The sequence below is a fragment of the Rhizobium sp. R86522 genome (assembly GCF_042466255.1).
Taxonomy (GTDB): Bacteria; Pseudomonadota; Alphaproteobacteria; order Rhizobiales; family Rhizobiaceae; genus Allorhizobium.
The window spans coordinates 2,065,054-2,086,157 of the sequence record NZ_JAXHBX010000001.1 but is presented as its reverse complement, the minus strand read 5'-3'; the positions used below and the strand labels follow the sequence as shown (position 1 = coordinate 2,086,157).

Annotated in this window: 20 protein-coding genes and 1 riboswitch; of the genes, 14 read left to right on the top strand and 6 right to left on the bottom strand. The window is 60.8% G+C overall.

The annotated features are described in order from the left end of the window. The first annotated feature begins 313 nt into the window (after positions 1 to 313). A complete protein-coding gene (locus SJY08_RS10090; RefSeq protein WP_377275470.1) occupies positions 314 to 745 on the top strand; it encodes a VOC family protein in 432 nt (143 codons plus the stop codon). A 114-nt stretch (positions 746 to 859) separates the two neighbouring features. Further along, positions 860 to 1,324, top strand: a complete 465-nt coding sequence (locus SJY08_RS10085) for a CoA-binding protein (RefSeq protein WP_054150598.1) — start codon at positions 860 to 862, stop codon at positions 1,322 to 1,324. Between the two features lie 14 nt (positions 1,325 to 1,338). Here the strand turns inward: SJY08_RS10085 and SJY08_RS10080 are convergent, their stop codons facing one another. After that, the gene (locus SJY08_RS10080) at positions 1,339 to 1,683 is read right to left on the bottom strand and encodes a hypothetical protein (RefSeq protein WP_377275469.1); all 345 of its coding nucleotides are present in this window, start codon (positions 1,681 to 1,683) and stop codon (positions 1,339 to 1,341) included. 113 nt (positions 1,684 to 1,796) lie between these two features. Here SJY08_RS10080 and SJY08_RS10075 point away from each other — a divergent pair, with 113 nt between their 5' ends. Beyond that, positions 1,797 to 2,228: a CoA-binding protein gene (locus SJY08_RS10075; protein WP_377275468.1), complete on the top strand. Its 432-nt coding sequence runs from the start codon at positions 1,797 to 1,799 to the stop codon at positions 2,226 to 2,228. 4 nt (positions 2,229 to 2,232) lie between these two features. Here the strand turns inward: SJY08_RS10075 and SJY08_RS10070 are convergent, their stop codons facing one another. Continuing rightward, the gene (locus tag SJY08_RS10070; protein WP_377275467.1) at positions 2,233 to 2,664 is read right to left on the bottom strand and encodes a DUF6455 family protein; all 432 of its coding nucleotides are present in this window, start codon (positions 2,662 to 2,664) and stop codon (positions 2,233 to 2,235) included. 167 nt (positions 2,665 to 2,831) lie between these two features. Here SJY08_RS10070 and SJY08_RS10065 point away from each other — a divergent pair, with 167 nt between their 5' ends. Next, complete coding sequence (locus SJY08_RS10065) at positions 2,832 to 4,118, top strand: O-acetylhomoserine aminocarboxypropyltransferase (RefSeq protein ID WP_377275466.1); 1,287 nt, start codon at positions 2,832 to 2,834, stop codon at positions 4,116 to 4,118. Positions 4,119 to 4,172: 54 nt separating this feature from the next. Next, positions 4,173 to 4,517 (top strand): cupin domain-containing protein, encoded by a 345-nt coding sequence (locus tag SJY08_RS10060; protein WP_377275465.1) that lies wholly within the window; start codon positions 4,173 to 4,175, stop codon positions 4,515 to 4,517. Here the strand turns inward: SJY08_RS10060 and SJY08_RS10055 are convergent. After that, on the bottom strand, positions 4,514 to 5,173 hold the full coding sequence (locus tag SJY08_RS10055; RefSeq protein ID WP_377275464.1) for a glutathione S-transferase family protein: 660 nt from the start codon (positions 5,171 to 5,173) through the stop codon (positions 4,514 to 4,516). The two genes, SJY08_RS10060 and SJY08_RS10055, sit on opposite strands and share 4 nt — an antisense overlap. 118 nt (positions 5,174 to 5,291) lie before the next feature. Between SJY08_RS10055 and SJY08_RS10050 the strand changes: the two genes are divergently transcribed. Then, positions 5,292 to 6,275: a helix-turn-helix transcriptional regulator gene (locus SJY08_RS10050; protein WP_377275463.1), complete on the top strand. Its 984-nt coding sequence runs from the start codon at positions 5,292 to 5,294 to the stop codon at positions 6,273 to 6,275. On the opposite strand, the gene SJY08_RS10045 is transcribed toward SJY08_RS10050, so the two are convergent. Further along, positions 6,265 to 7,509, bottom strand: coding sequence for a cytochrome P450 (locus SJY08_RS10045; RefSeq protein ID WP_377275462.1), 1,245 nt, complete (start codon positions 7,507 to 7,509; stop codon positions 6,265 to 6,267). The two genes, SJY08_RS10050 and SJY08_RS10045, sit on opposite strands and share 11 nt — an antisense overlap. 50 nt (positions 7,510 to 7,559) lie before the next feature. Continuing rightward, a complete protein-coding gene (locus SJY08_RS10040) occupies positions 7,560 to 8,816 on the bottom strand; it encodes a GGDEF domain-containing protein (protein WP_377275461.1) in 1,257 nt (418 codons plus the stop codon). 358 nt (positions 8,817 to 9,174) lie between these two features. Here SJY08_RS10040 and clpP point away from each other — a divergent pair, with 358 nt between their 5' ends. From clpP to SJY08_RS10010, 6 genes are all read left to right on the top strand, one after another. Further along, entirely contained in the window at positions 9,175 to 9,810 is a 636-nt protein-coding gene (gene clpP, locus SJY08_RS10035; protein WP_054150607.1) for an ATP-dependent Clp endopeptidase proteolytic subunit ClpP, read from the top strand. A gap of 286 nt (positions 9,811 to 10,096) precedes the next feature. Continuing rightward, on the top strand, positions 10,097 to 11,374 hold the full coding sequence (gene clpX, locus SJY08_RS10030; RefSeq protein ID WP_054150608.1) for an ATP-dependent Clp protease ATP-binding subunit ClpX: 1,278 nt from the start codon (positions 10,097 to 10,099) through the stop codon (positions 11,372 to 11,374). A gap of 458 nt (positions 11,375 to 11,832) precedes the next feature. Further along, complete coding sequence (gene lon, locus SJY08_RS10025) at positions 11,833 to 14,250, top strand: endopeptidase La (protein ID WP_054150609.1); 2,418 nt, start codon at positions 11,833 to 11,835, stop codon at positions 14,248 to 14,250. Positions 14,251 to 14,456: 206 nt separating this feature from the next. Next, positions 14,457 to 14,732 carry a DNA-binding protein HupB gene (gene hupB, locus SJY08_RS10020; RefSeq protein WP_006727558.1) on the top strand — a complete coding sequence of 92 codons (276 nt, stop codon included), beginning with the start codon at positions 14,457 to 14,459 and terminating at the stop codon, positions 14,730 to 14,732. Between the two features lie 140 nt (positions 14,733 to 14,872). Then, positions 14,873 to 15,026, top strand: a riboswitch (FMN riboswitch). Between the two features lie 135 nt (positions 15,027 to 15,161). Next, entirely contained in the window at positions 15,162 to 16,064 is a 903-nt protein-coding gene (locus SJY08_RS10015; RefSeq protein WP_300889931.1) for a DMT family transporter, read from the top strand. Between the two features lie 98 nt (positions 16,065 to 16,162). Next, positions 16,163 to 18,361, top strand: a complete 2,199-nt coding sequence (locus SJY08_RS10010; RefSeq protein ID WP_377275460.1) for an esterase-like activity of phytase family protein — start codon at positions 16,163 to 16,165, stop codon at positions 18,359 to 18,361. Between the two features lie 80 nt (positions 18,362 to 18,441). Here the strand turns inward: SJY08_RS10010 and SJY08_RS10005 are convergent, their stop codons facing one another. Then, positions 18,442 to 19,428, bottom strand: a complete 987-nt coding sequence (locus SJY08_RS10005) for an aldo/keto reductase (RefSeq protein WP_377275459.1) — start codon at positions 19,426 to 19,428, stop codon at positions 18,442 to 18,444. Positions 19,429 to 19,569: 141 nt separating this feature from the next. On the opposite strand from SJY08_RS10005, the gene SJY08_RS10000 reads away from it, so the two are divergent. Beyond that, complete coding sequence (locus SJY08_RS10000; protein WP_377275458.1) at positions 19,570 to 19,734, top strand: DUF2256 domain-containing protein; 165 nt, start codon at positions 19,570 to 19,572, stop codon at positions 19,732 to 19,734. A 32-nt stretch (positions 19,735 to 19,766) separates the two neighbouring features. Continuing rightward, positions 19,767 to 21,086, top strand: coding sequence for an MFS transporter (locus SJY08_RS09995; RefSeq protein WP_153761972.1), 1,320 nt, complete (start codon positions 19,767 to 19,769; stop codon positions 21,084 to 21,086). Positions 21,087 to 21,104 lie beyond the last annotated feature (18 nt).

Genomic DNA, 21,104 nt, shown 5'->3' with positions numbered 1-21,104 from the left:
CCGAGGAGGGGTATAGAGGGAGTGCCGCTGGAGGTCAAGATCGCGGCAGCTCGGCGGGTTCGGAGAAACCGAATGTAAAACAATGACTTGATGGTGTGGTGTTATTTTACCGCATGTCGATCGCTGTCGGCATCAGACTCCATGACCGCGCTAATCGGCCGGAAAAGGCGGAATTCCGCATTCCAGCGAAGCAAGCAAATGGAACAGACGTGTCATAATTGTCCAGCGCAACCCATGATTTTGCTAATATGCGCATGAACATAATGAAAACATAAACCGAACGTACCGGCTGGGGTCGTCAACGGAGATCGCCATGTCGCTCGAACGCCGAATTTCGCTAATCACGCTCGGCGTCGCCGACGTCGCTCGCAGCACCGAGTTTTACGCGAGGTTGGGCTGGACAAAATCCGCCGCGTCCAACGACCAGGTGACCTTCATCCAGCTGAAGGGCACGGCCCTTGGTCTGTTTTCGCGCGCCAGCCTGGCGGAAGATGCGCATGTCGAAGACACGCCCCCGGGCTTTTCCGGCGTCACGCTCGCCTACAATGTCTCGAGCGAGATCGGCGTCGATGCCGTCGTGAAGTTTGCCGTGTCCTGCGGGGCAAGGCTGGTCAAACCGCCGGAGAAAGTCTTCTGGGGTGGTTACTCCGGTTACGTCGCCGATCCCGATGGTCATTTGTGGGAGATCGCCTTCAACCCCTTCTTCCCGCAGGATGAACACGGACATGTCATCCTTCCGGAATGATCGCTCGCATTTGACCGATATGGATACGCGCTCGTTAAGCGGTCCGCGCTAGAGTGAGATTGGGACAAGATGGACGGGTAAACCAAGGGCCTTTGCGGGCCGGGAGGAACGTCCATGAACCACGACACCTACCTCAACAGCTACCTTGCCGATATCCTTGCGACGGCCAAGAACGTGGCCGTCGTCGGCGCCTCGCCGGATGACAAGCGCCCCAGTCACTGGATCTCCGGCTTTCTGCTTGGCAAGGGCTATCACGTCTTCCCCGTCAATCCGCTGCATCGCGGCGAGCGCATCCTCGGGCAGCAGGTCTATGGATCACTGGCGGAGATTCCGGAACCGGTTCATCTCGTCGATGTCTTCCGCCGCACGGAATGCCTGCCGGGCATCGTCGACGAGGTCCTGGCAATGTCGCCCCGGCCCTTCGCGATCTGGTGTCAGCTCGGGATCCGGGATGATGCGGCGGCCGAAAAGGCAGAGGCAGCAGGCATCAGCATGGTCATGAACCGCGCGCTGGTCTCCGAATATCCGCTTGTCTATGAGCGGCTGCATCCGGGCTCGGCGCAAGGTCATGCAGCCTAATACGCTCAGGCGATTCAGAAGCGGATGATCGGTTTTCCAAAGCCGAAACGACGCGTCTCCGGATCGTAGTCCTGGCAGTTGAGCACCGGGCACCGGGCGGCATCGCGCGTCGGCACATAGGCGCGCTCGGCATATTCATGCGGATCGCACATGGCGCTGCGTGTGACATAGCGGTCGTAGAGCGTCATGCCTTTCACGCGCGTCGACGGGTAGCGCAGAATGACCGCGCCTTCGTTCAGGACGCGCTGCCGGACCTGGTCGCAGGTGAGCGTAGTGGAGTTGTAGCGCGAAATCGCGAGTGCCGGCTGGGCAAGCAGCAGGGCTGCGATGGTTGTGATGGCAAGCTGTGTCGGGCGCATGGCGGTCCTCCTTGAGACGGCAGATCAACGTGTGGCCGGGCAGGGCGGTTCCGCCTTGTTGTCGACGGCGGCCACACCATTTAATCCTGATCTAACGAGATGAGGAGACAGACATGGCCGATCACGATCACTACAGCGCGGATGACCTGCGGGACATCCTCGGAAGCGTTCGAACGATCGCGTTGCTCGGCGCGTCTCCAAAGCCGGATCGACCGAGCTTCGGCGTCATGCGTTTCCTTCTGTCGAAGGGCTACACGGTGTATCCGGTCAATCCGGGGCAGGCCGGCAAGGAAATTCTCGGCCAGACCGTCTACGCCACAATGGCTGACATTGCTGAACCGATCGATATGGTCGACGTCTTTCGGGCACCGGAATACCTGGGCGAGGTGGTGACGGAAGCACTTGCTCTGTCGAACCGGCCCAAGGTGATCTGGGGCCAGCTTTCAGTGCGCGACGATGAAGCCGTCAGGCCGGCCGAAGAGGCTGGCATCCGCGTGGTCATGGACCGCTGCCCGGCGATCGAAATCCCCAGGCTCGGGCTCTGACGCGTTAAGCGCCGACCAGCAAGTCCGGATTGGCGCGCAGCGCGTTAAGCGTATCGGCATTGCCGCAATAGTCGACAAAGGTTTGCTCGGCCTTGCCCTGGTGCAGGTGCGCCCGGCAGGTATCCTTGGATGAACACTGCGCACAGGTCACCTGCATGTCGCGGAACAGGCGACGCATGCGGTACTCCACCTCTGCCGGATCGATGTTCAGGGCCCGCATCATCGCCGGCATTTCGTCGGCGGCATGCGGGCCGGCCTTCACGAGCGCAAGCAGCTGATGGGTGCTGATGCCGCAGTCGTCTGCGAGCGCATCGACTTCGGCATCGGATAAGGCGGCAAGCATGTTGCCTTCATTGGCGGTTTCGAAACCCTGGGCGAACCAGGAGAGGATTTGCTGCACGGTGTGGCGGACCGGATCGGCGATCGTGAGTGTCATGCGTCTCTCCTTTAACTGCGAAGAGCATGCCAGCACGACGGACCACCGCATTGACCTCGATCAAGTATGAATTTCCCGATCACCCCCGCACTTTGGAATAATCCGGGCTGACATCGGGCGGCGACTGATTATGATCCGGCCCGAAGTCACATAGGGAGGACCAAATAATGTCGGAGAACAATCCGGGTTTCGCCACGCTTGCCATCCATGCCGGCGCCCAGCCGGACCCCACCACGGGCGCGCGGATCACGCCGATCTACCAGACGACGGCTTACGTCTTCAACGACAGCGATCACGCCGCAAATCTCTTTGCCCTCAAGGAGTTCGGCAATATCTACACCCGAATCATGAACCCCACCCAGGGCGTTCTGGAAGAGCGGATTGCAGCGCTTGAAGGCGGAACGGCAGCACTTGCGGTCGCCTCGGGCCATGCCGCCCAGCTCCTGATCTTCCACTCGCTTATGCAGCCCGGCGACAACTTCGTTGCGGCGAAGAAGCTCTATGGTGGCTCGATCAACCAGTTCGGCCATGCCTTCAAGAATTTCGGCTGGCAGGTCCGCTGGGCCGATCCCGCTGATCCGGAGAGCTTCGCCGCTCAGATCGATGACAAGACAAAGGCCGTCTACATCGAAAGCCTGGCCAATCCCGGCGGCACCTTTGTCGATATCGAAGCCATCGCCGAGGTCGCCCATCGACACGGTCTGCCGCTGATCGTCGACAACACCATGGCGAGCCCCTACCTCATCCGCCCGCTGGAACACGGTGCCGACATCATCGTGCATTCCGTCACCAAATTCCTCGGCGGACACGGCAATTCGATGGGCGGCGTCATCGTCGATGGCGGCACCTTTGACTGGTCGGCCAAGCCTGGCAAATATCCGATGCTGTCAGAGCCGCGCCCGGAATATAACGGCGTCGTCCTGCATCAGGCTTTCGGGAATTTCGCCTTCGCCATCGCCTGCCGCGTCCTCGGCCTTCGTGACCTTGGACCAGCCATCGCGCCTATGAACGCCTTCCTGCTGCTGACCGGCATTGAGACGCTGCCGCTGCGCATGCAGCGTCATTGCGACAACGCCATGAAGGTCGCAACCTGGCTGAAGAGCCACCCGAAGGTCGCCTGGGTCAATTATGCCGGCTTGGCCGACGATCCGAACAACGCGCTGCAGAAACGTTACTCGCCGAAGGGCGCAGGATCCGTCTTCACCTTCGGCATCAAGGGCGGGCTCGAGGCCGGCAAAGCGCTGGTCGGTGGCTTGAAGCTCTTCTCGCACCTGGCCAACATCGGCGACACCCGCTCGCTGATCATCCATCCGGCGTCGACGACCCATGCGCAGCTCTCCGAAGCCCAGCAGGTCGCAGCCGGTGCCGGGCCTGACGTCGTCCGCTTGTCCATCGGCATCGAGGACGCCGAAGACATCATCGCCGATCTCGAGCAGGCTCTGGCCAACGCCTGACAATTTAATGGCGGCGCTGCACGGACAGCGCCGCCCCTCATTTCGGAGAGCATCATGAGCTTTGTCTTGCCGTTCGATCCCTCCACCGTCACGCCGGAAGAGGGCGCTCCCGCCGCCGATCGCCTGATTTCAGGCGACCCACGCTTCACCACCTGGAACATCGAGGAAGCCGACGGTGGCATCTATGCCGGTATTTGGCAGTCGACGCCCGGCAAGTGGCGGATCGTCTACGATGAATGGGAGTACTTCCACATTCTCGAAGGCCACTCTGTTGTCACCGAGGAAGGCGGCGAGCCTGTTCACTTGAAGGCAGGCGACCGCCTGATCCTCAGACCCGGCTTCAAGGGAACCTGGGAAGTGCTTGAAACGACTCGCAAGGACTATGTGATCCGGCTTTAGCTTGCGGCCTTAAGCCTGGCCGCTGCCGCCTCGTGTTCGGCAGCCATGGCGACATCTTCGGCCGACACCTTGTGAACACTCGCGCGACCGTCGATGCGGGCCATATAGGCCTGAAACGCCGGGCGCGCCTCGACGAGGCCGAACATCGTCGTCCAGCGCAGCGCGATCCCCCAGAGCAGATCCGCTGCCGTGAAGCGCTCGCCGAGCAGGTAGGGGCCCGTCTTGAGCGCCTCCTCTAGCATGTCGATCAGCGACTCGTAGCTGGCATAGGGGGTCTCGTTCATCGATCCCGGCTCGCGCTTCATGAAGCGATCGACGACTGCCGGCTCAAAGCAACTGCCATAGATGAAGAGCCAGCGGAGATAAGCGCCGCGATCCGGATCGGTCAGGGCAGGGGCAAGCCCCGCTTCGGGGTAGAAATCAGCGAGATAGAGGTAGATTGCGCCCTGTTCGGTAACCAACGTATCGCCGACTCGCACCGCCGGCACCTTGCCGAGCGGGTTGATCGCGAGATAGGCGGGCTGGCGCTGCTCGCCCGTCTTCATGTTCAGCACATGCAGATCGTAAGGCACCTTCAGTTCCTCGAGTAACACGCGCGCACCGGTGGCGCGGGTCTGGGGTGAGTAGAAGAGGGTGATTGATCGTGTCTGCGTCATTGGACGTCTCCCTTTCGAAAATGATCACGCCATAAGGCGATGAAGGGAGATTGCGCCACCATACCTGTCAGTTTGTGTCAGGTTGGTTTAGCATACTTGTCGAAAAGAGGATTTTTCGATGCGGGCGAGCCGGCTCATCAACATACTGACCACACTCCAGGCGAAGGGTTTGGTGACAGCCGAGGCACTGGCCGAGGAAAACGACGTATCGGTGCGCACCATTTACCGGGATATCGACGCACTATCGCTGTCAGGTATCCCCGTCTACAGCGAGCGGGGCTCGGACGGCGGCTATCGGCTGTTGGATGGCTATCGCGTGCGGCTGAATGGCCTGACGCCGTCAGAGGCCGAGGCCATGTTCCTGTCCGGTATTCCCGGTGCCGCCGCCGATCTCGGTCTCGGTTCGCTGATGGCCGGCGCCCAGAAGAAGCTGACGGCCGCCTTGCCCGAGGATCTGCGGGAGAGCGCCCGGCGTATGCAACAGAAGTTCCACCTCGATGCACCGGCCTGGCTCGCTGAGGGTGAGCAGCCCGTCTATTTGCAGGCGATCGCCGATGCGGTCTGGAACTCCAAGCGCATCCGCATGCGCTACCGCTCCTGGACGGCGGAAAAGAACCGTCAGGCCGAACCGCTCGGCATCGTCATGAAGGGCGGAGCCTGGTATCTTGCCGCTCGCGTCGACGGCACTGTCCGCACCTACAGGATCTCGCGTGTCCTCGACCTGATCGTCACCGAAGAGCGTTTCGATTGGCCGAGAGATTTTGATCTCGCAGAATACTGGAACGAAAACACGCGGCGCCTCGAACTCGAGCTCTACCCGAACTCGGCAGTGATCCGGCTCTCGGCCTGGGGACTAAAAGAGCTGGAGCACATGGCGCCACCCTATGTGCGCGCCAATCTCGAATTGCTGGGAGAGCCTGACGAGTATGGCTGGCAGACGGTCCGCCTGCCAGTGGCGCATGAGCGCATGGCCGTCTCCGAAATGCTGAAGCTCGCAACGGAGGTCGAGGTGATCGACCCGCCGGAATTGCGGCTCGCCATGCGGCGGGCCGTCGAAGCGCTGATGGTCCGCTACGCCGAGCCGACTGCCCTCACCAGGTAAGATCGAGCCGCTCCAGCCCGTGGAAGTGATAGACGTCCTTGACGGTGGGCGTCTCTGCAATCTTCAGCCCTGGCAGCCGTTTGAAGAGCAGCGGCAGCACGATGTTGAGCTCGAGCCTGGCGAGCGGAGCTCCGATGCAGAAATGAATGCCTGCGCCGAAGGAGAGATTGGCCCCTTCCTCGCGCCAAGGCTTGAAGGCGAGTGGTTCGGGGAATTTCTGCGGATCGAGATTGGCCGCAGCCAGGATCAGGCTCACCTTGTCGCCACGCTGAAAGCTGACGCCGTCGATCTCGCAGGGCTCCAGACACCAGCGCTGGAAGATATGCACCGGCGCACAGATGCGAAGTGTTTCCTCGACGGTCCGCTCGGTCGTCTTCTCGTCGGAAAACAGCGTTGAGGGATCGATGCCGCTGTCGAGGATCACGCGCACCGAGTTGCCGATCTGGTGCACGGTCGCTTCATGGCCGGCATTGAGCAGCACGATCGTTGTCGAGATCAGCTCGTCCTCGGTGAGGAACTGGCCCTTGTGCTCGGTGTGGATCATGTGGCTCAAGAGATCGTCGCTCGGATTGGCGCGGCGCTCGGCAATCACTGTCCGAACATAATCCGCAAATTCCTTCGCCGAGCGGTCTGCGGCTTCCTCGTCTGCACGCGTCCGCTTGAACATGTACATGCCGACATAGTCGTGGCTCCATTTGAGGAGCTGTGGTCCCATGTCCTCGGGGATGCCGATCATCCGCGCGATCATCGTGACCGGGATGATGTCGGCAAAGGTCGACAGAAGCTCGGTCTTTCCATCCTTCTCGAAATCGTCGATCAGCCGGTTCGCGAGCAGTTCGATCTCAGGCGTCATCTTCTCGACATGGCGAGAGACAAAGGCGCGGTTGACGAGCGTCCTCAGGCGCGTGTGCTCCGGCGGCTCGATCTCGAGCAGGGAATACTCCTCAGCCTTGTCGAAGTGACGGGTGTGCTCGGCCGGTTCCGGCATGCCGAGCTCCTCGCGGGTCGCGATATGCAGGATCTGCCGGCCAAAGCGGCGGTCGCGCAAAAGCGCGTTCACATGGTCATAGCCGGTGAAGAACCATTGCTTCTGTTCCTCCCAGTAGAAGGTCGGACAGCTGTCATGCAGTGCCGCATAGGTGCGGTTCGGATCGCTGTAGAAGGCCGGATCGCAGGCGTCGAGGGAGACCCGACGGGTGGCGGGGTCGATGGAAAGGAAGGATGTCTGTGTCATGTGTTCTGTTTATCCTTTGCATTCCCGCGCGCAAGGGGAAGCGGATGCGCTCAGTCGTCCAGCTTGTGGGCAACGGCAGAGATGCGTTTCAGAATGGCCACCTGTCGGCTCGCCTGCCGATCGACCTCTACCTGTATGTTATCTTCGCGCGCTGGCGGCACGGTCACGGTGTGGTTGCCCGAACGCAGCGATGTGCGGTTTCTCCCTTGCGCCTTGGCCGTGTAGAGCGCGAGATCGGCCTCGGACAGGAGCTTGTCCAGATCTGCGTCGCGCAGAGAACTGGTCGCGATGCCGACGCTGGTGGTGACAGAGATCGCCTCGTCATCGGTCGGGATGCTGCGATCCGCCAGCGCCAGCCGCACGGTCTCGGCAAACAGCGCCGCATCCCTCGGTTCCGAAATCGCGAGGACTGCGGCGAATTCTTCACCGCCTGTCCGCGCGAAAACTGCACGCTGCGGCAGGAGCGACCGGCAGACTTCGGCAAATTCCCGCAGGACCCGGTCACCGACCGTATGGCCATGTCGGTCGTTGATCTGCTTGAAATGATCGAGGTCGAAGATCAGGACTGCCAGTGTGTTGAGGGGGGAGCTTTCCACAAGGCCCTGATAGGCCTCGGAAAAGCCACGCCGGTTGAGCGCGCCGGTCAGTGGATCGGTCCTGACCAGTGCCTGCAGCTGTTCCTGGGAACGGTCCATTGTAATCTTGGCGAGTATCACGACCGAGGTCACAAAGCCGATGACCGCGAGCGTTCCTATCCACATGGAGAAATAGTTGTCGGCAAAGCTCGTGGGGCGCTGGAAAATGACGAACGCGGCAAAACCCAGCGTCACCGCAGATTGACCACCCCAGATGCAGACAAGCAGGGCGCGATCGCGGTGGGAGCTGAAATGCGCGCGCGCGGCGATGAAGGCCAGCGTCGCGAAGCCGATGGCGGCGGCCACATTGTAAAGCGAGACCCTAAAGGCGAACTCCATCCGGATGAAGGGGGCGAGGTTTCCGGCGAGCCAGACTACGGGCGGGATCCACAAAAGCCGCGGTGCCGGCCTGTGATCAAGGGCTGCGAGCCCCTTCACCCAGAGACTGAAGCCGAGGAGCGATATGGTGTTGGCCGTCTGGATCGAAACGAAATCGGGGATCTGTCCGCGCAGCGCGACCAGTCCAAGGCCACTTGCATGAAACAGGAATCCGGTGCCGAACCATAAGAAGTGTTTCTGGTCACGGGCGTGCCACCAGATGGCCATGAGCAGAATCGCGAGCGTGCTGGCCTGGATAACCCAGAGCAAAAACGCGGTCTTGACGTCAATCACGATGCAATTCCTGAAACGAATTCGGCAGTCTATCGCTGCAGAATGGGCCAAGCAGGTTAAGCAGTCACTATGAAAACGCGCAGAATCCTGCCCCGGCCAGGAATTGAGCAAAGGCCAGACTTACCGAAATTTCACCATGTTAGCCGTTTCTTGTGTACGGATATCGCGCCATGGCACTCAGCCGTCCGTCGAGCCGGCCGAAAGCCAGGATCTCCAGCAGGGAGCGCATCGCGACCATTAAGGATATCCGGTCCTCGTGTCTTGAATGTCTGGGTGCGGACACTCTATGTAGGGATTGACAAAGATTACGTGATTCCCGCCACCGGATGTGCCGGGGAGAGGCTTAAAAAGGACCGACATGAGAAATCCCGTTGATACCGCTCTCGCTCTGGTGCCGATGGTCGTCGAGCAGACCAACCGTGGCGAGCGCTCCTACGACATCTTTTCTCGACTGCTGAAGGAGCGGATCATCTTCCTGACGGGCCCGGTCGAAGACACCATGGCCTCGCTCGTCTGTGCCCAGCTTCTCTTCCTTGAGGCCGAGAACCCGAAGAAGGAAATCGCCATCTACATCAATTCGCCGGGCGGTGTCGTCACCTCCGGCATGGCGATCTACGACACGATGCAGTTCATCCGTCCGGCCGTGTCGACGCTTTGCATCGGCCAGGCCGCTTCGATGGGCTCTTTGCTCCTCGCTGCAGGCGAGAAGGGCATGCGCTTTGCTACCCCGAACTCGCGGATCATGGTTCACCAGCCTTCCGGCGGCTTCCAGGGGCAGGCCTCCGACATCGAGCGCCATGCTCGTGACATCATTAAGATGAAGCGTCGCCTGAACGAGGTCTATGTCAAGCATACGGGCAAGACGTATGACGAAGTCGAGAACACGCTTGATCGTGACCACTTCATGGAATCGAGCGAAGCCAAGGAATGGGGTCTGATCGACCGTATCCTGACCTCGCGCGCTGAAATGGAAGGCGCTGCACCGTCGGCCTGACCCTTGTTGCGGATGCCGGTATCGGACCGATGCCGGCAGACGTGATGGCACCCGGGGTTTAAAGTCGACGCAAAAGCGCTAATAGTAGGATTAAGGCTATGTTAAATCTTTGTGACATAGTCTGCCGAGACTGAGAGTTTTCGTTGCCGCCGCTCCGACAAGGTCGGATCGGCTAGTAGCTCCGGATCGGAAGAGGTTTTCACCAAAGGCGGCGGTGGAAGCTGAACAGTGTGAGTGACCGCCCTGCCGTGACTGCGGTGGCGCGGCGTGCTGGAAGGATAAAGACATGAGCAAAGTCAGCGGAAGCAACGGCGGTGACTCCAAGAATACCCTTTATTGTTCCTTCTGCGGCAAGAGCCAGCACGAGGTCCGCAAGCTGATTGCCGGACCGACGGTGTTCATCTGCGATGAATGCGTCGAACTCTGCATGGATATCATCCGCGAAGAGAATAAGTCTTCGATGGTCAAGTCTCGTGACGGCGTTCCCACGCCGCAGGACATCATCAAGATCCTCGACGAATACGTGATCGGTCAAAAGCAGGCGAAGAAGATCCTCGCTGTGGCCGTGCACAACCACTACAAGCGCCTTTCGCACGCCTCCAAGGGCGGCGACGTGGAACTGGCGAAGTCGAACATCATGCTCGTCGGCCCGACCGGCTGCGGCAAGACCTATCTTGCCCAGACGCTTGCCCGCATCATCGACGTGCCCTTCACCATGGCGGATGCCACGACTCTGACCGAAGCCGGTTATGTCGGTGAAGACGTCGAAAACATCATCCTGAAGCTCCTGCAGTCGGCAGATTACAACGTCGAGCGCGCCCAGCGCGGCATCGTCTACATCGACGAAGTCGACAAGATCTCCCGCAAGTCGGACAATCCCTCGATCACCCGCGACGTATCGGGCGAGGGCGTCCAGCAGGCGCTTCTGAAGATCATGGAAGGCACGGTCGCGTCCGTTCCTCCGCAGGGTGGCCGCAAGCATCCGCAGCAGGAATTCCTGCAGGTGGATACGACCAACATCCTGTTCATCTGCGGCGGCGCCTTTGCCGGCCTCGACAAGATCATATCCGCCCGCGGCGAAAAGACCTCGATCGGTTTTGGCGCAACGGTGAAGGCGGAAGACGATCGCCGCGTCGGCGAAGTTCTGCGTGAACTCGAGCCGGAAGATCTCGTCAAGTTCGGCCTTATCCCGGAATTCATCGGTCGTCTGCCAGTCCTGGCGACGCTTGAAGACCTGGACGAAGATGCACTGATCCAGATCCTGTCCGAGCCGAAGAACGCCCTTGTGAAGCAGTACCAGCGCCTGTTCGAAATGGAGGACGTCGAACTGTCCTTCCACGAGGACGCGCTTCGCGAGATTGCCCGCAAGGCGATCACCCGCAAGACCGGTGCCCGTGGCCTTCGTTCGATCATGGAAAAGATCCTGCTCGACACGATGTTCGAGCTGCCGGAACTGGAAGGCGTCCGCGAAGTCGTCATCTCCGACGACGTCGTCAACGGCAATTCCCGCCCGCTCTACATCTATGCCGATCGCCAGGAAGAGAAGGCCAACGCCTCCGCCTGATCGTTTCGGATCGATTGCAGCGAAAAGCCCGCCCTTGTGGCGGGCTTTTCCGTTTCGGGCGATCTTTTTTGGTGCTGCCTGTGGTTATCTCCGGAGCCCTTGTCCATTTACGGTATTCGCTGTTGTCAGGCCCGTCGATTGGGCTAGAACAGGGGCGAGTGAACGCTTGAGTTCTGCGTCGCCGTTACCGCGTATCCGCGTTCCCGATCATCCATGCGACGACCGGCTGCCTTTCAGGCGACGAAGTGACGCGCATGGTTCGCATCAGGTCCGCAATGTAGTGTGAAAGCGGGCAGGTTCTGTCATGCTGATGTCACAAATTCGGCGCGGGCACAGGCGGCAGGCTTGAATTGGCGGGAGCGCCACTCCACTTGTTGGAGGATCGAAAAATATGCCTGATGCCTCTTTTGGGTCGGCATGGAGTCCCGGTTTCCCCGGGACGTTTGAAAGGAAGTGAAATGACGAATACGTCAGCTGCAAACGAGGTGAACACCTATCCGGTGCTGCCTCTGCGCGACATCGTGGTGTTTCCTCACATGATCGTTCCGCTGTTCGTCGGTCGTGAAAAGTCCATTCGCGCTCTGGAAGAGGTGATGGGCTCCGACAAGCAGATCATGCTGGCCACCCAGATCAACGCAAGCGACGATGATCCGGCCCCGGACGCCATTTACGAAGTCGGTACTGTTGCCAACGTCCTGCAGCTGCTGAAGCTGCCAGATGGCACCGTGAAGGTGCTGATCGAAGGCCGTGCACGCGCCAAGGTCGAAAGCTACACCGGCCGCGAAGATTACTACGAAGCCAAGGCGAGCATCCTCGCCGAGCCGGCAGAAGATGCGGTCGAGATCGAGGCCCTGTCCCGCTCCGTGGTTTCCGAGTTTGAAAACTACGTCAAGCTCAACAAGAAGATCTCGCCTGAGGTCGTCGGCGCCGCGAGCCAGATCGAGGATTACTCGAAGCTCGCCGATACGGTTGCTTCGCATCTCTCCATCAAGATCACCGAAAAGCAGGAAATGCTGGAAACGGTGAGCGTGAAGACGCGTCTGGAAAAGGCGCTCGGCTTCATGGAAGGCGAGATCTCGGTTCTCCAGGTCGAGAAGCGTATCCGCTCGCGCGTCAAGCGCCAGATGGAGAAGACGCAGCGCGAATACTACCTCAACGAACAGATGAAGGCGATCCAGAAGGAACTCGGCGACGGTGAAGACGGCCGTGACGAGATGGCCGAACTGGAAGAGCGCATCGCCAAGACCAAGCTTTCCAAGGAAGCCAAGGAAAAGGCCGATGCCGAGCTGAAGAAGCTGCGTCACATGAGCCCGATGTCGGCGGAAGCCACCGTCGTGCGCAACTATCTCGACTGGCTGCTGGGGCTTCCCTGGGGCAAGAAGTCCAAGGTCAAGATCGACCTCAACGCGGCTGAAAAGACCCTCGACGAGGATCATTTCGGTCTCGACAAGGTCAAGGAACGCATCGTCGAGTATCTCGCCGTCCAGGCGCGTGCGACGAAGCTTAAAGGCCCGATCCTTTGCCTCGTCGGCCCTCCGGGCGTCGGCAAGACCTCGCTCGCCAAGTCGATTGCCAAGGCAACCGGCCGCGAATACGTGCGCATGGCGCTTGGTGGCGTGCGTGACGAAGCCGAAATCCGTGGCCACCGCCGCACCTATATCGGTTCGATGCCCGGCAAGATCGTGCAGTCGATGAAGAAGGCCAAGAAGTCCAACCCGCTCTTTCTGCTCGACGAGATCGACAAGATGGGCATGGACTTCCGTGGCGACCCGTCTTCGGCCCTGCTTGAGGTGCTGGATCCGGAACAGAACTCGACCTTCATGGACCACTATCTCGAAGTGGAATATGACCTGTCGAACGTCATGTTCGTGACGACCGCCAACACGCTGAACATCCCGGGTCCGCTCATGGACCGTATGGAGATCATTCGTATTGCCGGTTACACCGAGGATGAGAAGCTCGAGATCGCCAAGCGGCACCTGCTGCCCAAGGCGATCAAGGAACACGCCCTTCGTCCGGAGGAATTCTCCGTGGCTGACTCGGCGATCCTGGCGATCATCCAGCAATACACCCGCGAAGCCGGCGTGCGTTCCTTCGAGCGCGAGCTGATGAAGCTTGCCCGTAAGGCCGTGACCGAAATCATCAAGGGTAAGGTGACCTCGGTTGCCGTGACCGGTGAGAACATCAACGAATATCTGGGCGTACCGCGCTTCCGCCACGGCGAAGCCGAGGGCGAAGACCAGGTCGGCGTTGTCACGGGTCTGGCCTGGACGGAAGTGGGCGGCGAGCTGCTGACCATCGAAGGCGTCATGATGCCCGGCAAGGGCCGCATGACGGTCACGGGCAACCTGAAGGAAGTGATGAAGGAATCGATTTCCGCTGCGGCATCCTATGTCCGTGCGCGCGCCGTCGATTTCGGCATCGAGCCTCCGCGCTTCGACAAGTCGGACATCCACGTCCACGTGCCGGAAGGTGCAACCCCGAAGGATGGTCCGTCGGCCGGTATTGCCATGGCAACCGCCATCGTCTCCATCATGACCGGCATTCCGGTCTCGAAGGATGTCGCAATGACGGGCGAAGTCACTCTGCGTGGCCGCGTCCTGCCGATCGGTGGTCTCAAGGAAAAGCTGCTCGCAGCGCTTCGTGGTGGCATCAAGAAGGTTCTGATCCCGGAAGAGAATGCCAAGGACCTGGCTGACATTCCGGACAACGTGAAGAACAACATGGAGATCATCCCCGTGTCCCGCATGGGCGAGGTGATCCGTCATGCGCTGGTTCGCGTGCCTGAACCGATTGAATGGGACGGAACCGTTGAAACGCCGGCCATTGCGGTGGTCGACGGGACCGACGAAACCGGTGCAACAGTCGCTCACTGAGGCAATTCTGCCATAAGTGAGCCACAAAGCTCCAAAACCGACAAAAAGGCTGGCATTTTTGCCAGCCTTTTTTGTGAAAAGCCGCTTAAAAGGCTTGTTTTCCGGGGCTTTCGGGTGCTTTTGAGTTGCGAAGGGCAGAAGCTTTCGTATTCTCCGCCCGACTTAATCATTTGAGTCGTTTCATACCAATCAGAAAGGGTGGAAACATGAACAAGAACGAACTCGTATCCGCGGTCGCCGAGAAGGCTGGCCTCACCAAGGCTGACGCTGCCTCTGCCGTTGATGCCGTTTTTGAAACGGTCCAGGCTGAACTGAAGAACGGCGGCGACATTCGTCTCGCTGGCTTCGGCGCCTTCACCGTCGCCCGTCGCGAAGCCTCCAAGGGCCGCAATCCGTCCACCGGCGCTGAAGTCGATATCCCGGCTCGCAACGTGCCGAAGTTCACGGCCGGCAAGGGCCTGAAGGACGCTGTCAACAGCTGATCCGTCGTGACCGTCGCCACCCTTCGGTGCCGATGGTCAGCTGACACCCTGGTTAGCCCGGCCTCTGTGCCGGGCTTTCTTTTTGCGCTCTTGCGCTGCAGCATGGGCTGTCATATTTCTGTTGCGCCGGATTGTCCGGCATTCGTTCTCAGGGCGGGGTGAAACTCCCCACCGGCGGTAAGGAGGAAACTCCAAGCCCGCGAGCGCCTGGTCTTCTCTAAGGGAAGGGCAGGGTCAGCAGATCCGGTGTAACTCCGGAGCCGACGGTTAAAGTCCGGATGAAAGAGAATGAGGTCAGGCTGTGCCCTGCATCCGCGTCACGCGGATCAGTTGGGCGTTGCTGCGCAGGTCCGTGCCCGTCCGGGCGCGGTTTTTCGTCGTCCTCATCTGTCCTGATTTGTGTTGGTCCTTTGGATAAGGAAAAATGACATGAATCAGAGCTCGGTTTCTGTTCTGCGCTCCCGGGCCGTTGTCGGTGCCGGTTTTATGGTTTTGGCAGGCGTTGCCTTTGCCATTCTCAATGTCGTCACCCAGTGGCTCTCGATGACGCTCGGCTTTCCGCCGGCTTCAACGGCCTTCTGGCAATATGGCTTCGCTCTTGTCCTCTCCCTTCCGCTGCTCTTCCGCCTTGGTCTGAAGGCCATGAAGACAGCCTATCCCGTCCGTCACATTCTGCGGGTGCTGCTCGCGGCTTTCGGCGTCCAGGCCTGGGTGACGGGCCTTGCCACCGTACCGATCTGGCAGGCGATCGCGCTCGTCATGACCTCGCCCTTCTTCATCATCATTGGTGCGCGGCTCTTTCTCGGCGAGACCGTCGGTCGTGATCGCTGGCTGGCGACCCTCACAGGCTTCGTTGGTGCGATGATCATCCTGCAGCCCTGGTCGGACAGCTTCACGCTCGCCGCGCTGCTGCCGGTTCTCTCTGCGCTTCTCTGGGGCGGTTCCTCGCTGATCATGAAGAACCTCACCCATTACGAGTCTCCGGAGACGGTGACCGTTTGGCTTCTCGTGCTGCTGACGCCGATCAACTTCGGCCTTGCTGCAGCATCCGGCTTTGCCATTCCTGAAGGTTCGGCGCTCTGGCTGCTTCTGGCAGCAGGTCTTCTGACAGCCATCGGCCAGTATCTGCTGACGCTCGCCTACAATGCGGCGGATGCAGCGTATGTTCAGCCCTTCGACGACCTGAAACTGCCGCTCAATGTTTTTGCCGGTTGGCTCGTCTTCGGCTATGCGCCGAGCGGCTATCTCTGGCTAGGCGCTCTTCTTATCCTCGGCGCATCGCTCTTCCTGATGCTGCGCGAGGCTGGCAAGGAAGTGTCGCCTCAACCCTGAACCGATGAAAAGTGGGTTCATTCCCGCCTTGTCATTCGACTGTCATCGGACTGCCTCAGAACCCTCTTGTTCCATTTCTGGATACTGGAGGTTTCCCGATGACCCATGGTCTCTCCCGCGTCGCCCTGACGGCGGCGCTTTTTGCATCCGTGGCCCTGCCGGCCGCAGCCGAACAGGTTTTCAACCGTATTGCCGCTTTCCCGGTCGCCACCAATCTGCCGGCTGACAAGGACAAGCTTTCCACCACCTCGGCCGAGATCATCACGGCCTCGGAAGACGGCAATACCCTGATCTATTCCGACAGCCCGCTCGGCGGCATCGGCTTCATCGACATCACGGACGCCAAGGGGCCGAAGGCCGCCGGTGTGCTGATGATGGACGGCGAACCGACTTCTGTTTCCGTCGCCGGTGGCAAGGTTCTCGTCGGCGTCAACACGTCCGAGAGCTTCACCAACCCGTCGGGCAAGCTCGCGATCGTCGACATCGCCGGCAAGACCGTCGAGGGCACCTGCGACATCGGCGGTCAGCCGGATTCGGTTGCTGTTGCCAAGGACGGCTCTTTCGTCGCGATCGCCATCGAGAACGAGCGTGACGAAGACGTCAACGACGGCGCCCTGCCGCAGATGCCGGCCGGTGACCTCGTCATCATCTCGCTGAAGGATGGCGTTGCCGATTGCGGCACCATGAAGCGCGTCGCATTGACCGGTCTCGCCGAAGTCGCCCCAGAAGATCCGGAGCCGGAATTCGTTTCGGTCAACAGCCTCGGCGAAATCGCCGTCACGCTGCAGGAAAACAACCACATTGCCATCGTCGACGGCAAGACCGGCGAAGTGAAGAGCCACTTCTCCGCCGGTACGGTCGATCTGACGGGCATCGACACCAAGTCGGATGGCGCGCTGAAGTTCACCGGCACCAAGGACGGCGTTCCGCGCGAGCCCGACGCCGTGAAGTGGCTCGATGACAATCGTCTTGTCATCGCCAATGAAGGCGACTGGAACGGCGGTTCACGCGGTTTCACCATTTTCGACAAGACCGGCAAGGTTGCTTACGAATCGGGTGCTTCGCTGGAAATGGCGATCGCCCAGATCGGCCACTTCCCCGACAAGCGCGCCCGTTCCAAGGGCGTCGAGCCGGAAGGCCTGGAAGCCGCAACCTTCGGCGACCAGAACTATTTCTTCGTTCTCGCCGAGCGTTCCTCGATTGCCGCCGTCTACAAGGACACGGGCGCCGAGCCTGAACTCACCCAGCTTCTGCCCTCGGGTGTCTCGCCGGAAGGCGCCGTCGCCATTCCCTCGCGCAACCTGTTCGTCACGGCGAACGAGGTCGATCTCGGGGAGGACGGCGGGGCGCGGTCGCATGTCATGCTCTATGAACTGGCTGAAGGTACGCCCGCCTATCCGATGATTCAGTCGGCCATGGTCGATGGCGCACCGATCGGTTGGGGCGCTCTCTCTGGCCTCGTCGGCGATGCCGAGAAGGCCGGCACGCTCTATGCCGTCAACGACAGCTTCTACGCCATGCAGCCGACGATCTTCACGATCGATGCGACGCAGAAGCCGGCCGTCATCACCACGGCCCTGCCGATCACCCGGGGCGGCGCTGCGGCCCAGAAGCTCGACCTGGAAGGCATCACGCTCGACGGCAAGGGCGGCTTCTGGCTGGCTTCCGAAGGCGATGCCGCCAAGCTCGTCGGCCACGGCCTCTACAATGTCGACGCCAAGGGCGAGATCAAGGCCGAGATCGGCTTGCCGGTCGAACTCCTGGCCGGCCAGACCCGCTTCGGTCTCGAAGGCATCACCTCTGTCGGCACCGGCGACGACATGACGCTCTGGATGGCCGTTCAGCGCGGATGGGGCGATGACGAGAAGGGCTCGGTGAAGCTCCTCTCCTACAACCCGAAGTCCAAGGAATGGGGTGCCGTTCGTTATCCGCTGGAAGCGGCTGGCGAAGGCTGGGTCGGTCTGTCGGAAATCACCGCCCATGGCGACCACGTCTATATCGTCGAGCGCGACAACCAGATCGGCGATAACGTCAAGCTCAAGAAGCTCTACCGCGTCGCCATTGCCGATCTGAAGCCCGCCAAGATCGGTGAAGAGCTCCCGACGGTTGCGAAGGAAGAAGTCCATGACTTCATCCCGGACCTGAAGGCCGCCACCAATGGCTATGTCGTCGACAAGCTCGAAGGCTTCGCCTTCGACGCATCGGGCAAGGCCTTTGCCGTGACCGACAATGACGGCGTGGATGACTCGTCTGGCGAGACCCTGTTCTGGGAAGTGAACCTTCAGGGCACCAACTGATCGAAAGATCGGGCCAGCTGAAACAGAAGAGGCCGGGTGATAGCTCTCCCGGCCTCCTTTTATGTCGATACCGCTCAGTCCTACCAGCGTTGATGCACATGCGGTGCGATCAGCCGCTCATAGACCTCGCGCGATGCTGCCATCACGTCGACCGACAGCGCCGCGAGATCGGAGGCAGCGGCATTCGCCTTCGCCTGCTCGCCGTTGCGGGCGCCGGGGATGACGACCGTGACGGCCTCGTGCATCAGGATCCAGCGCAGCGCGAACTGCGCCATGGAGGCACCTTCCGGCACCAGCTTGCGGACTGCCTCAACTGCTGCGAGACCCGTCTCGAAGGGAACGCCGGCAAAGGTCTCGCCCACGTCGAAGGCTTCGCCATTGCGGTTGAAGTTGCGGTGGTCTTCTGCGGCAAACTGAGTAGCTGCGGTGATTTTGCCCGAAAGCAGACCGCTTGCCAGCGGCACGCGCGCGATGACCGCGACGTTGCGGCGCTTGGCTTCCTGGAAGAACAGGGCAGCCGGGCGCTGGCGGAACATGTTGAAGATGATCTGCACCGAGACGACGCCCGGATATTCGATCGCTTTCAGCGCTTCCTCGACCTTTTCGACCGACACGCCGTAATGCTTGATCTTGCCAGCCTTGCGGATCTCTTCGAGCCCCTCGAACATCTCCTGACGGTAGTAGACATCGGTCGGCGGGCAGTGCAGCTGCACGAGATCGAGGCTGTCGATTTCGAGGTTCTTCAGCGACCGGTCGATGAAGGCCTCGATATTGGCCTTGGTATAACCATCAGCCACATGCGGGTTGAGCCTCCGCCCGGCCTTGGACGCCACCATCGGCCGAGTGCCGCCGCGTGCCTTCAGGACCTCGGCAATGATCTTTTCCGAGCGACCGTCGCCATAGACGTCTGCCGTGTCGATGAAGGTCATGCCGGCATCGAGCGCCGCATTCAGCGCAGCACGGCCGTCGGCCTCGGATACCTCGCCCCAGGATCCGCCGATCTGCCAGGCGCCGAAGCCGATATCGCTGACGGTGAATTCCGTCCGGCCGAATTTATGTTCTCGCATCGTGATGTCTCTCCCGTGATTGCGGTTTCGAGCTAGCAAGTGGGGCAGGGGGTGGCAAGCTTCAACCGCTCTAATCTCTTGAAGTGATCCGCTACCGCCGCCCATGCGAAATGGGAGGTGAAATTCAAACGCGAGCCCCGCATGCCCAAGATGATCCGCAAGGGCGATCTGCCCCAGAAGACCTGTCCCGTCTGCCGCAAACCGTTTGCCTGGCGCAAAAAGTGGGAGCGGGACTGGGACAATGTCATCTACTGTTCGGAGCGCTGCCGCCGCACGGGCAAAACCGTTAACGCCGACAAGGCGTAGACCTTTCCAGAGAGTTCAGTGATCGGATCCCCATGACAGACCAGGCCCCGTCGTCGAAGCGCCTTGCTTTCTACGCGCTTCCCGCAATACCGATGGCCGCCATTGCGCTGCCCTTCTACATCGTGGTGCCGACCTTCTACGCCGATCACTTCGCCCTGTCGCTCGCGACCATCGGCACGCTGCTGCTTGCCATTCGGCTGGTCGACGCGATCACCGATCCCCTGTTTGGCTGGCTGTCCGACCGTGTCCGCTCTCGCTATGGTCGCCGCCGTTTCTTCTTCGTCATCTCCACGCCGCTGACGGCGCTCGCTGCCTTCATGCTCTTCTGGCCGCCGGAGGACGCGGGCGTCGGTTATCTCGCCTTCTGGGGCGTGGCGCTCTCCATCGGCGCCACCTGGTCGCTGCTGCCATATACCGCCTGGGGTGCGGAACTCGCGACCGGTTATCAGGCCCGCGTGAAGCTGTCGGCCTGGCGCGAGGGCGCCACCTTGATCGGCTCGCTGATCGCGATCACCCTGCCATTCGTCGGCGGCTTGGACACGGCAGCCGGGTTTCATGGCCTCGCCTGGGTCGCCGTCTTCATTGCCGTCGCGCTACCCTTAGCGGGACTGCTGGCGGTGGCCGTGGTGCCGGAACCGATCGATCTCTCACAGCGGAAGCTCTCTTTGCGGGAGGGCTTCCGGCATCTGCGCGCCAATGGTCCCTTCCTGCGACTGGTCAGCGCCTTCCTCTTGAACAGCTTTGCCAATGCGATCCCCGCATCGCTCTTCATCTATTTTGTCGGCCAGCGTCTCGATGCGCCGGCTATGCAGGGGCCGCTGCTCTTCACCTATTTCCTCTGCGCCATCGCCGGCGTGCCGCTGGCAGTTGCCACCGCCAAGCGCCTCGGCAAGCACCGCGCCTGGTGCTACGCCATGATGCTCGCCTGTGCCGTCTTCTCGGTGGCGGGTTTCCTGGGCAAGGGCGATGTGCTCGCCTTCACCGTGGTCTGCGTCGTGACCGGTCTTTTGCTCGGCTTCGATCTGACGCTGCCACCCGCGATCCAGGCCGACGTGATCGACAACGACACGGTTTCATCAGGCGAGCAGCGCTCCGGCCTGTACTTCGCCGCCTGGAGCTTCACCACCAAGCTTGCGGTGGCGCTCTCCGCCGGTGTCGTCTTCCCGCTCCTCGATCTCGCCGGCTTCATCGGCAGCCAGACGGCCACCCAGACGCCCGGGGCACTCACCGCACTGACGGCCCTCTACGCCTTCCTGCCGATCCTCCCCAAGCTCGCAGCCATCGCCCTGATGTGGAATTTCTCCCTCGACGAGGCGGCCCATCAGAAATTGCGCGCAAGCCTCGGCGCCTGAAACAAGACGATTCGCTAT

What these genes read in the sequence shown, in the direction of transcription:
- SJY08_RS10090 (WP_377275470.1), top strand. Translation starts at nt 314, where the DNA reads ATGTCGCTCGAACGCCGAATTTCGCTAATCACGCTCGGCGTCGCCGAC.
- SJY08_RS10085 (WP_054150598.1), top strand. Translation starts at nt 860, where the DNA reads ATGAACCACGACACCTACCTCAACAGCTACCTTGCCGATATCCTTGCG.
- SJY08_RS10080 (WP_377275469.1), bottom strand. Translation starts at nt 1,683, where the DNA reads ATGCGCCCGACACAGCTTGCCATCACAACCATCGCAGCCCTGCTGCTT.
- SJY08_RS10075 (WP_377275468.1), top strand. Translation starts at nt 1,797, where the DNA reads ATGGCCGATCACGATCACTACAGCGCGGATGACCTGCGGGACATCCTC.
- SJY08_RS10070 (WP_377275467.1), bottom strand. Translation starts at nt 2,664, where the DNA reads ATGACACTCACGATCGCCGATCCGGTCCGCCACACCGTGCAGCAAATC.
- SJY08_RS10065 (WP_377275466.1), top strand. Translation starts at nt 2,832, where the DNA reads ATGTCGGAGAACAATCCGGGTTTCGCCACGCTTGCCATCCATGCCGGC.
- SJY08_RS10060 (WP_377275465.1), top strand. Translation starts at nt 4,173, where the DNA reads ATGAGCTTTGTCTTGCCGTTCGATCCCTCCACCGTCACGCCGGAAGAG.
- SJY08_RS10055 (WP_377275464.1), bottom strand. Translation starts at nt 5,173, where the DNA reads ATGACGCAGACACGATCAATCACCCTCTTCTACTCACCCCAGACCCGC.
- SJY08_RS10050 (WP_377275463.1), top strand. Translation starts at nt 5,292, where the DNA reads ATGCGGGCGAGCCGGCTCATCAACATACTGACCACACTCCAGGCGAAG.
- SJY08_RS10045 (WP_377275462.1), bottom strand. Translation starts at nt 7,509, where the DNA reads ATGACACAGACATCCTTCCTTTCCATCGACCCCGCCACCCGTCGGGTC.
- clpP (WP_054150607.1), top strand. Translation starts at nt 9,175, where the DNA reads ATGAGAAATCCCGTTGATACCGCTCTCGCTCTGGTGCCGATGGTCGTC.
- clpX (WP_054150608.1), top strand. Translation starts at nt 10,097, where the DNA reads ATGAGCAAAGTCAGCGGAAGCAACGGCGGTGACTCCAAGAATACCCTT.
- lon (WP_054150609.1), top strand. Translation starts at nt 11,833, where the DNA reads ATGACGAATACGTCAGCTGCAAACGAGGTGAACACCTATCCGGTGCTG.
- hupB (WP_006727558.1), top strand. Translation starts at nt 14,457, where the DNA reads ATGAACAAGAACGAACTCGTATCCGCGGTCGCCGAGAAGGCTGGCCTC.
- SJY08_RS10015 (WP_300889931.1), top strand. Translation starts at nt 15,162, where the DNA reads ATGAATCAGAGCTCGGTTTCTGTTCTGCGCTCCCGGGCCGTTGTCGGT.
- SJY08_RS10010 (WP_377275460.1), top strand. Translation starts at nt 16,163, where the DNA reads ATGACCCATGGTCTCTCCCGCGTCGCCCTGACGGCGGCGCTTTTTGCA.
- SJY08_RS10005 (WP_377275459.1), bottom strand. Translation starts at nt 19,428, where the DNA reads ATGCGAGAACATAAATTCGGCCGGACGGAATTCACCGTCAGCGATATC.
- SJY08_RS10000 (WP_377275458.1), top strand. Translation starts at nt 19,570, where the DNA reads ATGCCCAAGATGATCCGCAAGGGCGATCTGCCCCAGAAGACCTGTCCC.
- SJY08_RS09995 (WP_153761972.1), top strand. Translation starts at nt 19,767, where the DNA reads ATGACAGACCAGGCCCCGTCGTCGAAGCGCCTTGCTTTCTACGCGCTT.